Genomic DNA, 14,290 nt, shown 5'->3' on the forward strand with positions numbered 1-14,290 from the left:
CACGTCCAGTTGAGTCTTTCTGGCAACGGACCCGCTTTTTTTTCGAAACACGCCGATCTGGTTCCGGTTATTCCGCCTGTGGAACCTGGTGAATTCAATCAGACCTTGTGCATTCTGCTGCGCCTGATGTGGCAACGAGTTAAGACGATTCGCATCAGAAGGAAGTCGGGCGACGGCGCGCTGTTCCCCTGTCTGTTATTTAAGCTGTAGCGATTGTGGTGATTGTACCGCATCTTCATGAAAACGATTGTTTGACCACCGTTTTTTTGTGGCTTATGTTAAACATATCGGCAAGCTACCTGTTTAAATTATCGCTGTGCATTGACGTGTGCAGCGCTGTTCGGTGTTTTGCATTTCGTTTACTTGTGATGAGCCCTGATTGTGGTGGCCTTCAAGTGCGAATTACGTGCATCGGCATAGAGGGGGAACAATGTTTTCTACAACCAAGATGCGACTTCTTAAGAGAGTCTACTCGAGTTCGCTGTGTATCGTGTTACTGGGATGTCTGCTGGCAGTTAATACGACTGTCTCGTATGCGGACCCCGGTCCTCTGCCCATCGTCATTCCTGTCACTCAGACCCAGGCGGTCGCCAAGGGGGAAGAGTATGAACGGACGCGGCAGTGGATTAAGGCCATTGAGCATTACGAAGATGCTCTCAAAGAATGGCCGGACAATGACAGCATCAAGTACGGGCTGCGTCGTGCCAAAATTCATTTCGGCATTGATCGACGCTACCAGGACGACAGCTTTAACAAAGTTCTGCTGGTCCAGTCCCGGCGCGAATCATTCATTCTGTATGACGAAATTTTAGCGAAGATTCAATCGCACTTCGTCGATCCGCTGAGCACAACCTCATTTGTCGCTCATGGAACAGAAAGCCTCTACCTCGCTCTGGCCAACGATGAATTTGTGAAGGTGCATTTGAAGAACGTGCCACCAGAAAAGATTCGTAATATGCGTCGGATTCTTCGCGAGAGATACTGGAACAAAGGCGTCAACGGTTTTCACGGTGCCCATCAGCTGATCAACGAGGTCTGTGACCTGTCGTATCAGAACCTGGGACTGCGTGACTCAGCCGTGATTGCAGAATACACGTTCGGCGGCTGCAATGCCCTGGACGATTACAGTAGCTTCCTGACTCCCGAACGTCTGGGCGATCTGTACGACAACATCGAAGGCGAATTCGTTGGCATCGGTATCGAAATGAAAGCCGAGATTGGCGAAGGCATGCTGTTGATCAACGTACTGCCCGAGAGTCCTGCAGAAAACGCAGGCGTGCTGGCAGGCGATCATATTGTGAGCATCGATGGCACCGACTGTCGTCACATGACGACCGATGCGGCAGCGAATCTGCTGCGGGGCACCTCCGGCAGCCAGGTTGTTCTGGAACTGGAAAGTCCCAAGACGGAACAGGTCCGGTCGGCCCGCGTGACTCGCAAGGCGGTCCAGGTTCGCAGTTTTCCGATCGTGAAAATGATCGATCAGGAAAATGGAATCGGCTACATTAAAATGACCGGTTTCCAGAAAACCTCAGCAGCAGAACTCGACGCTGCCCTGCAGAAACTGCACGGCGAAGGGATGCGGGCTCTGATCTGGGACGTGCGTGGAAACCCGGGTGGTCTGCTCTCTGCAGCCGTGGAAGTGCTGGATCGATTCATCGATGAAGGCAAACTGGTTTCCACCAAAGGTCGGGTCTCCGATCAGAACTGGAGCTACACCGCTCATCGTCCTGGTACCTGGAAGATTCCGCTGGTATTGCTGGTGGATGAAAACAGTGCGAGTGCCAGTGAAATTGTGGCGGGAGCACTCACCGATCATCGTCGGGCGACCGTGGTGGGGCGCAAGACTTACGGTAAGTGGTCAGTGCAGAGTATCTTTCCGATTCGCGGATCTACGGGATTGCGTCTGACGACTGCCAAATTCTATTCGCCTCACGGAAACACATATGGTAAGATCGGGATCAAACCCGGAATCACGGTTGAGAAAGATGAACTGCGGACGGCCATGTATGGTGCGTCACAGGAACAGAAACTGGCGACAGATTCTGATATCAAGCGTGGCTTACAAATTCTGCAAAGGCAATATGCTGTAACACCATGATGGATGAACGTGCCGCCTGGCTGACCCAGGGAAAAGGAATTACTCCCAGCCTCCGCTGGTCATTTTCCACCGAAGCGCCACTCCTGGCGCTCGACCTGGCACGTGAAACAGGAGAAATACTGGCCGCCGATATTTCCGGCGGCCTTTATTTATTGGATCGGCAGGGGCAGTTCCTGCATCTGAACCGCGGGATCAAGGATGTGCAGCTGGTACACTGGAGCGATCACGGCAAGCGGGGGGCCGCGATCTACTCCGATAATAATATCTGCTGTTTCGATCGTGATTTGAACGTGACCTGGGCGATCTCCTTCTCCGTGGAATGCCTGGCGATTGCCATGGATTCCTACGGCGATTATGTCGCCGTCAGTCTGGCCAGCGGGAAAACGATCCTGATCGATTCCCAGAAAAAGAAGGTGGCCAGCTTTGAGACCATGAAGCCGCTGAGTTACCTCGAATTTCAGATGACCGAACCTCGCTTGATGGGGGCGGCCGAGAATGGCCTGGTCTGCTGTTACGATCTGGAAGGCAACTGTCTCTGGACGGAGAAGCACTGGTCGAATTGCGGCGGGCTGGCGATGTCGGGCGATGGTCAGCGGATTTACCTGGCGGGATTCAATTACGGAATCCTGATCTTCGATCATGAAGGCGATTCCGCTGGAACGCTGGTATTCGAGGGGACGCCGAAGGTTCTTGCCTGCGATTTTCAGGGTAACCGGATCGTCACCGCGACCATTGAACAGGAATTGTACTGGCTCAACCAGGAGGGCAAACTGCTGTGGGGCGGGATTATTCCTGATGAAGCGATCGAGGTTGCCTGCGACCCGTTCGGACAGTGGTGCGTGTGCGGTGCTAAATCGGGACTGGTACAGTGCCTGGACTGGAGTGACTCACTTTAAATGTGTTTGTGTGGGGGACGGTGCGAACATGTGATGATGTGCACTAACCCGATTTCTAGGCAGGATCGTAGAAAAGGGCCAAGGTCTATTTTGACTCTCCCCTTGCAAATGCTTATTATATAAGCTCTTCCTGCAACACATTTATTGCGTCTCACTTTCAGTTCCTGTTGATTCACACTTTCTCTCACACTGGCGACATGCGTTACTAACACCGGCGAATCAGATCATTTCTGGGGCAGGCGATGGCCAAGCGGAATAAAGATACTCCTGAGAAGAAAAAACGCCAGTCCGCGCGCGTGCCCAAGCTGGATTCGCTGGGGAAATACCAGATCGAAAAAGAGATTGGTGCCGGCGGCATGGGGGCTGTCTTTCTCGCCCGCGACACGACGCTGAATCGACTGGCTGCTCTTAAAATTCTGCCCCGCGACAAGGCGGAAAACCCGGTTCTGGTCAAACGATTCAAGGCTGAGGGCCAGGCGGCTGCTCACCTGCGGCATGAGAATATCGTCTCCGTCTATGATGCGGGCGAAGAAGACGGATATCTCTACATTGCCCTCGAGTATGTCGAGGGGACCGACCTGCATAACATGATCAGCAAGCGGACGCGGCTGCCCGTTCGGCGTTCGCTGGAAATTATCACCCAGGTGACGGAAGCCCTCGCGCATGCCTATCAGCAGGGAATCGTCCACAGAGATATCAAGCCGGCCAACATCCTGATTCGCCAGGATGGGGTCGTCAAGCTGACCGACCTGGGACTGGCCCGTTCGATTGATGACAACACCGAAACCAGCATTACCCGGGCAGGTACGACTGTGGGAACGGTCGACTATATGGCTCCCGAACAGGCTCGCGACAGTAAAGCGGCAGATATCCGCAGCGATATCTATTCGCTGGGCTGCACCTGGTATCACATGCTGACCGGACGGGCCCCCTTCTCCGAGGGAAGCCTGACCAATAAACTGGCCGCGCATGCTACCACTCCCCCGCCCGACCCACGGGAATTGAATGAACGCGTGCCCGAAGGGATCGTGGCGATCATTCACCGGATGATGGCCAAGTCCAAGAACGACCGCTACCAGACGCCGGAAGAACTGCTGGAAGATTTGAAGAATCCGAATCTGAAGCGTTCCAACGTCGACAATAATGTACTGGAAGCACTGGCCTCAGATGAATCGGATGGGGAACAGCCGACGCGTGAAGTCGATATTATTCTCCCGGCTGACAGCAGCGACTTTCAGATCAATCAGTTCATACCCGATTACAGCAGCCAGCCGGATGAGGACGACGACACTCACGCAGATGCAGATGGCGGGAACCGTCTGAGTACCAGCTTTGATCTGCAGCAGCTGGCGGGAGAAGTGGAACTGGAGTCCGAAGTCACGGTGCCCGGGCTGAAGCGTTCCACAAAGTCGACGCCTGAGAAGAAAAGCGAAAAGAAATCATCCCGTTCGAAATCGGGACCACAAAAAACAGTCGACCGTTCGCCTACCCGGCAGCCGGTTGACGAACCGGAAGAAGAAGGCTCCGTGATCTCCGATTCCGCGATGAAGACGCGGAAGGCGAACCGGACGCGCAAAAGTGAGCCGGACTCTTCACAGGGTAAGCGGAGTCGGCCTGCTGCAGCGGGCAAAAAACAGGCTCGACCTCAACCGACGAAACGCAGCAACGGGGGCCGCAAATCGGTCCGGGAAACGTCGCCGGTCATGAATGGCGACGCCGATGCGAACGAGAGTGAGATTTCACTCGACTACCGGCAGATTGGTCTGGTGCTGGGCGGGTTACTGCTGGTCATCATATTGATCTGGTGGGCTGTGGGCAGTATGGGGTCTGGTTCCGCACCGCAACAGGGACCGGGCAGTAATCCATTCGATCCGAATGCCGAGGCACCCGCGCCGTCCGAAAACACTGCGGTCGCCGCTGCGGATGAGCCAAAAGCTGATGCTGAAGCGGAAAAGGAAACGGAACAGACCAGTACCGAAGTCACAAAAACAGAGGAAAAGCCTACTGGTTCCCAATGGGAAGAGGCGGCTGTGCGGGGGCAGGAAAAACAGTTTCTACCCTCGTGGGGGAAAGGCTTTTCGGCGCTGACGGGGGCGAATGCCAGCCAGCCGGAATCTCAGCTGACCCTGCTCAAAGTCGCCCATGGATCTTCGGCGCAGGGAATCTATTCCAGCCTGGATGACGCGTTGGCAGAGGTAGCCAACCGCGGGGCTGTCATTCGTCTGTACGGCCCCGGTCCGTTCTCAATGAGTCCTCAGCGACTCGCGGGGATTTCGCAATTGATCATCATGGCTGCGGATTCCAGCCAGAAACAGCCGACCGTGATCCTGACTCCGGAGGGCGGTTCTGATTCGCAGACGATCTCTGATTACCTGAGTTTTTCCGGGGGGCTGCTGCGGTTACAGGGAATTCATTTCCTGTGTGATGCGGGGCGTCTGGCTGGTAATGGCGACTGTAACCTGCTGGCTCTGAACCAGAGTGATCTGACTATTCAGGAATGTTCCTTTTCGCTGACAGGAACCGGGACACGTGAGTTTCGTCTGATCAATTCTACCGGAGTCCCCCGCACCGAGACCGATCGGCCTGAGGGGGAGTCGCGAATTCTGCTGGAGAACTCTGTCGTTACCGGCAGAAAGCTGGAAGTGGTGCGCGTGGATCAGCCCTACTCCGATGTGATGCTTTCCAACTGTTATTTTTCTGTGACCGAGGCTCCCTGCCTGGAACTGGCGGCGTTGAATCCGAATCTGAATATCAGCAGTGTGCTGCAGGCGCGGAAGGTCCCCCGTACGCTGCGTGTGTTTTCCAGTACGCTCGTCTCTGATCAATCGATCTTTGAACTGATCGGGCCGGTGGCAAAACAGGCCCCACCTGCTGCCGAGAACCAGGAGACTCTGAAGACGCAGACCGACCTGATCGTGATCAATTCGGTACTCGTGGGAGATCCGCAGGCAAAACAGGCCGCGATGCTGACGCTCGTCGACTGGCCGCAGGATAAACTGCGCCAGCAGAGCAAGAGTCGCTTCAAGGACCTGGATCTGCAGCTGGAGAGCGTCATGTTCTGGGGCTGGCCGTTGTATCTGAGATCGACCGAACCGGGCAGTCCGCAGAGTACATTTGAGATTGATGCCCATCGAACCTGGCAGCAAAGCTGGGGGAAACCGGTAGCGGTCGAGTCCTTCGATGCTGATTTACCACCTAAGTACGCGGCACTGCGGAAGCCGGCCTTTGACAGCAGCCTGCTCAATTTTTCCAAAGTCAAAAATGTCTATAGTGTCTCTTCAGGCGGGATCGTACCCGGTTGTGACCCGAACCGTCTGGCGACGCTTTCTGCCGGCGAGCAGGAGCGCATTCAGGCCTATGTGAGCCAGCCTCAGATCGGAAAAGCGATCGCCGACAAGTTCGCGAAATCGAAGACGGTTTCCTTCGATATGTCGAAAGGAAATCTGAGCGACTTTCTCAACAGCGCTGCTGTTTCAGGACCCACCCGGGTGAATGTGACCGGACAGGGCGTCTGTTATACGGCTCCCATCGAGCTGGAAAACAAACAGGTGCAGTTGAATTTCGACACGCCCTCTGGTGCGGCTCCTTTGATTGTGGAACTGAAGCTGCTGCCCTCCACAGGGAAGACGCGGTCGCGTGATTCCCGCGGTGCAGGAGTGGACTCTTTTATTTCTTTGAAGAATTCGACTCTGGCGATTCAAGGTGGGAAATTTCGAATTTCCGCCGACCGGAAAGGTGTCGTTCCCCGGAATTTCGTTTCGTTGCAGAACAGTCAGCTGGCACTTGAAGATTCTGCCCTGGATGCGCTGCTGCTCAACGACAAACGCTTTCAGTCTGTTGTGCAGGTTGGCGGGGGAACGGGAAGTCAACCCAACCAGGTGCTGTTGAGTCGCACCTATCTGTCGACTTCGGGAACGATTGTTAACTCAGAGGCCACGCAGCTGGACCTGGAAGTCTCCGGAAGCCTGTTATTGAGCCAGAATGATCTGTTCGCGCTGGCGGTGAAGCCGTCGTCGAGTCCGCGGGTTCGGATTTCCCTGAATCAGAGTACCCTGGCACCTCGCGATTCGGTGCTGGCTTTTAAGGAAAGCGACGGTTCTCAATCTATAGGAACCGCTGCCCGGGTGCTGGCGGAAGAATGTCTGTTTCTGCCTGTGCCAGCCGCGTCAGGCGGTCGCTCTGATTCTTCCCGTTCCGCTTCCCTGCTCCGGCTCCCGCAGAGTCTGCAGAAGCAGGTGCAGTGGTGGGGTTCGGCCAACGGGTATATGGTAGAGCGGTTGCAGGCACTCGGGGAATCCGGTTCGCTGTCTGCGGGGGCTGGCGGCGATTTTGAACAGACGCTCGCCCAGGTGTTCGGTGATCAGGCAGATCAACACGCACTGGCGATGCCGGGCGGGGTTCTGCTGCAGGAACAGAAACTGCCTCCCCTGACGAAAATTCAGCCGGTTCACTTTCGGCTGCTTCCTGCCTGTAAGGCGGCGACCTGGTCAGACCTCAAACAGCCGCTGGGGGCCGATCCCGTTGCACTGCAGGCGATGCTGGAAGGCAATCCGCAGGACCGGGCGAAAGCGGCACGCAAAAAACGCTCGTTCTAAGGACTTGCTTAGATATTCGAGAGCGTGGCGTGGGGGTGATCTTCATCCAGACGCGGAACGGTCAGCGTGAAACGGGAACCTTTGCCGGCTTCACTTTCGATGCTGATTTCTCCCCCATGTTCGCGGATGATTTTCTGGCTGACTGCCAGGCCGATCCCGGTGCCGCGGGCGCCCTTGGTGGATTCGAACAGGTTGAAGATTTTGCTGATCTGATCCGCGGGGATGCCGGGGCCATTGTCGGAGACCATGATCAGGATCTGATCGGGTTTCGCGAGATAGCGAGTTTCCAGCAGAACGATCCCCTGCTCCAGTCCTTCGACGGCATCGATGGCATTGATGACGATATTCAGGATCGCGCGATGAATGCCTTCGTGGTCAAATACGCTTTCCGGCAGTTCCGGATCCAGTTCGCATTTCAACTGAACGCCGCACTCTTCGGCACGGGCCTGCATCAGTTCGTGCACGTCTTTGACCGGCGTGTTGATGGAGCCTGGTTCGAGGGCCGGCTTGCGTTCGGTGCTGAAGGTCAGCATGTCCATCACCAGGTGATAGATTTTGTTCTGGTTCTTCTCGACAATGTTCCACCCTTTGCGGACGAGGTCTTCCTCGGACTTGTTGAGTCCCATGTCGATCAGGTAACTGCCGCCGCGAACCCCTTGCAGGATGTTTTTGATATGGTGGCTCAGGGTCGCGATGGTCTGGCCCATGGCAGCAAAGCGTTCCGCTTTCAACATCGCATTCTGGAAGCGGTAGTTTTCAATGGCCAAAGCGGACTGACGACCGATGGCGACCAGGAGTCGCAGGTGTTCTTCGCTGAATTTTTCGACGGCTCCGTTCTTGAGCAACGCTTCGGGATGAGAAGTCGTCGTGTCAACGTAGATGACGCCCATCAGTTCATGGCGGCCCTGCATGGGGACGCACATGGCTTCGCGAATGCCTGCCTGCAGAATGCTGCGACCCCCTTCGAATCGTTGATCGCGCTGCGCGTCGGAGGTGCGGACCCCCTGTTTTTTGTTGAGCACGTAATCAACAATGCTGTGGGAGACCGGCATGCGTGCGCCGGACTTCTTCTCGGCACGACTGCTGAAGATCTGAGGTTGGATTTCACCCGACTGCGGGTCGGTGATCAGCATACAGCCCCGATCGGCGCCAACCGTATTGATGGTCAGGTCGAGGATGCGCTTGAGTAGTTCTTCCTGTGAAATGGTCGGGCTGACAGCTGCTTCTGCGATGCGGTACAGGGCCTGCAGGTCGTTTTGCACATCCTGCTGCTGGACAATTCCGGAGACATCTGCCGTGTCCAGTACCATGGAGTCAAACTCGTGATTGACTTCGTGGGTAATGCTGGACTGATTTGAATCCTCGCTGCTGATCAGGTCGATCTTTTCCGCCATGTAGCGGGAGTCTTCATCGATCGCCTGGCTGGAGAACAGCAGCAGACTGCGTCCAATTTGAATATGATCGCCGTTACTCAGCCGGGCGGATTGAACCTGGGTCCCGTTGACCATTGTTCCATTCGAACTGTTCTGGTCGGTGATGATGTAGGAACCGTTCTTGAAGGAGATCGTAGCGTGCTGACGGGAGGCTTCCGTATCCAGAATCCGGATCTCGTTTCGCACTCCTCTGCCCACACTGGCGGGATCTGTTCCCAACTGGAAGCGGGTTCCGAGGTCCACTCCCTGGATAACCAGCAGGGTCGCTTTGCCCCCCTCTTGTGCGTTTTCTATCAGCCTTTTCATGGTCTCTGATTCTCAGTCGATGACTGGACCTGCTCATCAGGTAAACGTACGCTGCACCGAATTCCTGCAACCTGTGCGGTGATACATGAATTCAATGTGCAGTCTGTTTCAGTCGAGGAACGCCCGGGAAACGATTCCGTTTTCCTGAGTTCTCTGTGAAGGGAAATCCTTTACAGAAAAGCCCCTACGGAGAATCATATCTCAACCGGGAGCGCTGTTCAAATCCCAACATCCGTTTAGAGTGAGATCTGTCGGGAGAATCTGAGCGGACTACTGGTGAGATCGGGGCTGATTGAGCAGGCTTTCAATCGAATCGATCAGCTCTGCGTATTGAAATGGCTGGACCAGGAAACGTGTGGACTGGTCGGTTTCGGGAGTGGCAGGAACTTTTACTGAACCGATGACAACTTTAGGGACTTCGTTCCAGCCCGGCTGTGCTGAGGAAGAGGCGGCCAGGTCGTCACCGTGCAGAACGACAATGCTGGGCAGTTCGTTCTCGGTGATGACATCACCCGATTGTGGCTTGCGGATGCGATTAACGCGGCATCCCTGGGGTTCCAGGACTGCTTTCAGAACTTCTTCGGTTTCGTGTAATCCATCCAGGACGACAACATGTTGACCATTTACCACTTGAGGGTTCCTTCCCATGACCACGGTAAAGCCTGATGAGCTCCACAAATCCATTTGTCAATCAGGCAGGTCGGAAAGATAGCCTGTTCCAAAGTTTGTGTCAAAATCAGTTAGGAGAGCTGAAATTGAGTTTTTGGAATTATGTAAACTTTACAACAGGGAGTAGTTGTGAGTGGATTACCTGTTTTACCAGGCGGTCGGAGCCGGGAAGTTCTCGTTAAACATCGGTTCCTGATTGATGTAGTCGTCTTCCCGTTTCATACTGTCCAGTTGAAGTTTACGCTGTTCCTGCTGGAGTTCTTCGCTGGTAATGGGGCCTCTGACTTCGGCCAGCGGTGCGACATATTTGGGCTGTTTGACTTTTACGTCGGTCGGATAAAAGACGCCCCGATCCTGTGGCGCAGCGGCTGCAGAGGCCTCTGAGGCGGAAGCGATCGCGGTTTCGGGGTAGATCCGCTTGTGATAGGTGCTGCTGAAACCGGCGGGTTGATGATAGTCGGGAATGTTGCGGCACCCGACCTGCAGACAGGTCAGACCGAGCAGAATCAGCATGTATCTGCTGTATTGAGGCACCAGGATTCCCTTCCGAATAACAGAAAAAGCGGCCCTCAACACGAGAGGGCCGCTTTCGTAATATCGGCGATTCAGGGGAAGGCTGTCGATTAAAAATCAGACAAATCCCGGAACCAGTGCTTAACCTTTGGCTGCCGCATAGCGTTTGGCAACTTCATCCCAGTTAATCACATTGAAAAATGCGGAGATGTAGTCAGGACGCTTGTTCTGGTAGTTTAGGTAGTATGCGTGTTCCCAGACGTCCAGTCCCAGAATCGGTGTGTGACCTTCTGAGAGAGGTGTATCCTGGTTGGGAGTGCTTTCGACAATCAGTTTGCCGCCATCGACGGAGAGCCAGGCCCAGCCGGAACCGAAGCGGGTAGCTGCCGCGTTGGCGAACTGTTCTTTGAAAGCATCGAAGCTGCCGAAGGTGGCGTTGATGTCATCACCGAGCTCACCGCTGGGTGTTCCGCCGCCGTTGGGGGACATGATGGTCCAGAACAGGCTGTGGTTTGCGTGTCCGCCGCCGTTGTTGCGGATGGCAGTACGGATATCTTCAGGAACGGCGCTCAGATCGCTCATCAGGTCTTCGATCGACTTGGAAGCCAGGTCGCTGTGGCCTTCGAGGGCGGCGTTGGCTTTGGTAATGTAAGCCTGGTGGTGCTTGGTGTGGTGGATCTCCATCGTGCGGGCATCGATGTGAGGTTCCAGGGCATCGTAGGCATAGGGCAGGTCAGGAAGTGAGTAAGACATACGACAAACTCCTTTGTGTTTCGGTGTAATTAGTCTAAAGTTGTGAGTGACTTTACGTATATTGCCCGGCGTCTCAAATCCAGTAGATCATTAGACATAAACCGGATCTGTGTGCAAATACATCCTTCACCCCCATTGTAGAGGATTATCTGATTCTCACAACCAACTGGTCGATAAGTTTTCACATTGGCGCCTGCAGCCTGCTTCCTGCCGATGTGCATAGTTGACGTTTAACCGGTGGGTTCTACAATAAAACCGTGCCGAAAAAAATTCGACAGAATTCTCCGGATTTGTAAAGGATCTGATTATGCACAGGAAAGCTCTGGTTGCTTTACCCGTATTCAATGAAGAACGTCATGTGATTGAGGTTTTGACCGAAGTCCGCAAGTACGCCGAGGCGATTCTGGTCGTCGACGATGGTTCTTCGGATCGGACTCCAGAGCTGCTCAAAGAAGTGTCGGGCATCGAAGTTCTCACGCATCCGGAAAATCGTGGATATGGTGCCGCTCTCAAAAGTGCCTTCGATTACGCGGTGGCGCACCAGGATGAATACGACATCCTGGTCACCATTGACTGCGATGGTCAGCATGAACCCACCCTGCTCCCGAATCTGGTCCAGCAGATGCGCGAACAACCGGCTGACGAACCAATCGACATGCTTTCGGGAAGTCGTTATCTGAAGCAGTTTGATGGTGCCAGCATTCCTCCCGAAGATCGTCGGCAGATTAACGTCGCCGTCACGCGTCGGATCAACGAACAGCTGGGCTTTGATCTGACGGATACATTCTGTGGTCTGAAGGCATACCGCATTGAAGCCCTGGCGAAGTTCAACGTAACCGATCTCGGCTACGCGATGCCGCTGCAACTCTGGGTTCAGGCCGCTGCTCATGGAATGAAGATCGTTGAATTCCCCGTTCCGCTGGTCTACCTCGAAGAAGAACGCAGCTTCGGCGGTTCGCTCGATGATGCGATCAAACGCAAAGCATACTACGATGAAGTGCTCGACCGGGAAATGCAGGCAGCCGGGCTGACCTGCTGTGCCACTGATTGTTGTAACGATCGTACCGATTCTTTCAGCGAGTGATCTGCCGGGTATTCGGTTCAGATCAGCCTCTGCGGATGCATCGGACGATTTCCCTCTGAATTCATTTCAAAAGGACTCGACAATCAGTTGTGCACTCATCAAACTGAAAGCCGCTCAACCATACCGCTCGGGCGGTGGTTCTGTTATGATAGGGCCGATTGACGGATCTTCTCGCCTGCCCGTACCTGATTTTGATTCATTCCGCACACCCGTAAAGCGTTGAAATGTCATCAGTGACTCATTTTCCCTGCCAGAATCCTGAATCCCGATTTACATCCAGTTCCGCGGTGCCGGAACCGGTATGGGAAAAACAGGATCTGCGTGTGCCCCGCTCCGACGATGTGGTCTTTTCGCGGCCCGATCTCTCGGAGATCATCGCGGATGCCGAAGCGAACCGCAGCATGTTTGAAGCCTGCTCCCGGGAACGGAGCGGCAAAATTATTTCCAGCCTGCGGAGCTGGGCCCGGAAAGCCGTTCTGGAAGAAGCGGCCCACTATACCAGCGAGTTGACGGGGACCCCTGTCGAACTACCCGCGGACCTCGACGAGCGTCTGCTGTTCATGACGGGGCATCAACCGGCGTTGTTTCATCCGGGCGTCTGGGTGAAGAATCTGCTGGTCGGAAACGTCGCCCGGCAGACCGGGGGCCTCAGTCTGAACCTGATCGTCGACAATGACCTCGTGAGTACGACTTCGATTCGAGTGCCCCAGGGGACACAGGCTGATCCGGAACTGGTCGAAATCCCCTTTGATGAAACCATTGAGAAAAAGCCCTGGGAAGAGACGACCGTCCAGAACCGGGAGCTGTTCTGCTCTTTTGAGAAACGTGTCAGCGAGGCACTCCAGCAGTGGCCCGACCTGGGAGCACCTCTGCTGCAAGAGATCTGGCCGGCTGCCGTCGCGCAATTGGAAACTTCAGATCGCCTGGTTGACTGTCTGACTGCTGCCCGGCATGCAATGGAATCCCGCTGGGGCGTTGAGAACCTGGAACTGCCCATCAGTCGTCTCTCTGAAACCGGACCGTTTCTCTGGTTTGCCTGTTACCTGATTCAGAATGCGAGTGCGTTCCGCAAGATACACAATGAAGTCCTGGGAGAGTACCGGAAGGTCAACCGGGTCCGCAGTAAAACACATCCGGTGCCCGAACTCTCTGAGTCTGAGGGCTGGGTGGAAACCCCGTTCTGGGTCTGGCAGGCCGGCGCCACTCGACGGCACCAGTTGCTCGTGAAACGGGAAGATCAGGAAGTTTTGCTGTCGGACGGGACGCGTGAAATCGCCCGCTTACCGCTCAAGGAACAGTGCGACCTGTCAGCGGCGATCGAAGTCTTGAAACAACTCCCCGCACAAGGCATCCGCCTGCGAACACGGGCGCTGACCACGACTTTGTTTGCCCGGTTGTTTCTGGGCGATCTGTTCGTGCATGGCATCGGCGGCGCCAAGTATGATGAAATGACCGATCGGATTTTTACCCGGTTCTTCCATCTGGTGCCTCCGCGATATCTCACACTCTCTGCGACCCGTTACCTCCCCTTCTGCGAGGCGTTTAATGTGCAGGAGTGCGATGAAACCTGTCTGAGACGGATCCTGCGGGATCTGGATTTCAACTCGGATCGGCATCTGAATCCGGAGCAGCAAAAGACAGCAGCTCCGCTGCTGGAACGCAAACGGGCGTTGATTCAGGAGCAGGAGGCTGCTCCCGATGAGGAGTTAAGCCCGGCTGCCCGCCGACGTGAGAACCGACTGCGGTTCCGCGAAATTCGCGAAGTCGACGCCGCCCTGGCCGAACTGACGACACAACTGCGAAGTCAGGTCGAAGAAGATCTAGCGACGATTCAGAAACAGCGGCAGGCCAACCAGGTCATTCAGAGCCGCGAGCTCTCGTTTGTGCTCTACCCCGAAGCGACGCTGAAGTCTCTGTTCGAGAAACTGGTTGTTGAATAA

General features: G+C 55.0%; 9 protein-coding genes. 5 read left to right on the top strand and 4 right to left on the bottom strand.

Going from position 1 to position 14,290, the window contains the following annotated elements:
* Nucleotides 1-430: 430 nt before the first annotated feature.
* From FYZ48_RS28925 to FYZ48_RS28935, 3 genes are all read left to right on the top strand, one after another.
* Nucleotides 431-2,101, top strand: coding sequence for a S41 family peptidase (locus tag FYZ48_RS28925; protein WP_242022810.1), 1,671 nt, complete (start codon nt 431-433; stop codon nt 2,099-2,101).
* Nucleotides 2,098-2,997, top strand: a complete 900-nt coding sequence (locus tag FYZ48_RS28930; RefSeq protein WP_149345903.1) for a WD40 repeat domain-containing protein — start codon at nt 2,098-2,100, stop codon at nt 2,995-2,997. The genes FYZ48_RS28925 and FYZ48_RS28930 overlap by 4 nt, the downstream gene beginning before the upstream one ends.
* A gap of 242 nt (nt 2,998-3,239) precedes the next feature.
* A complete protein-coding gene (locus FYZ48_RS28935) occupies nt 3,240-7,592 on the top strand; it encodes a serine/threonine-protein kinase (RefSeq protein ID WP_149345904.1) in 4,353 nt (1,450 codons plus the stop codon).
* Between the two features lie 8 nt (nt 7,593-7,600).
* Here FYZ48_RS28935 and FYZ48_RS28940 read toward each other — a convergent pair whose 3' ends face one another.
* The 4 genes from FYZ48_RS28940 to FYZ48_RS28955 all read right to left on the bottom strand — a co-directional run bounded on the left by FYZ48_RS28940 (nt 7,601) and on the right by FYZ48_RS28955 (nt 11,266).
* Entirely contained in the window at nt 7,601-9,331 is a 1,731-nt protein-coding gene (locus FYZ48_RS28940; RefSeq protein WP_149345905.1) for an ATP-binding protein, read from the bottom strand.
* A 270-nt stretch (nt 9,332-9,601) separates the two neighbouring features.
* Nucleotides 9,602-9,961, bottom strand: a complete 360-nt coding sequence (locus FYZ48_RS28945; RefSeq protein WP_149345906.1) for a hypothetical protein — start codon at nt 9,959-9,961, stop codon at nt 9,602-9,604.
* Nucleotides 9,962-10,147: 186 nt separating this feature from the next.
* On the bottom strand, nt 10,148-10,534 hold the full coding sequence (locus tag FYZ48_RS28950) for a hypothetical protein (protein ID WP_149345907.1): 387 nt from the start codon (nt 10,532-10,534) through the stop codon (nt 10,148-10,150).
* 120 nt (nt 10,535-10,654) lie between these two features.
* The gene (locus FYZ48_RS28955; protein ID WP_149345908.1) at nt 10,655-11,266 is read right to left on the bottom strand and encodes a superoxide dismutase; all 612 of its coding nucleotides are present in this window, start codon (nt 11,264-11,266) and stop codon (nt 10,655-10,657) included.
* Between the two features lie 307 nt (nt 11,267-11,573).
* On the opposite strand from FYZ48_RS28955, the gene FYZ48_RS28960 reads away from it, so the two are divergent.
* Together FYZ48_RS28960 and FYZ48_RS28965 are read left to right on the top strand one after the other, a co-directional pair.
* Complete coding sequence (locus FYZ48_RS28960) at nt 11,574-12,350, top strand: glycosyltransferase family 2 protein (RefSeq protein ID WP_149345909.1); 777 nt, start codon at nt 11,574-11,576, stop codon at nt 12,348-12,350.
* 224 nt (nt 12,351-12,574) lie between these two features.
* Nucleotides 12,575-14,290: a hypothetical protein gene (locus FYZ48_RS28965; RefSeq protein WP_149345910.1), complete on the top strand. Its 1,716-nt coding sequence runs from the start codon at nt 12,575-12,577 to the stop codon at nt 14,288-14,290.

Origin of the sequence: Gimesia chilikensis, from assembly GCF_008329715.1 — a bacterium.
Taxonomy (GTDB): domain Bacteria; phylum Planctomycetota; class Planctomycetia; order Planctomycetales; family Planctomycetaceae; genus Gimesia; species Gimesia chilikensis.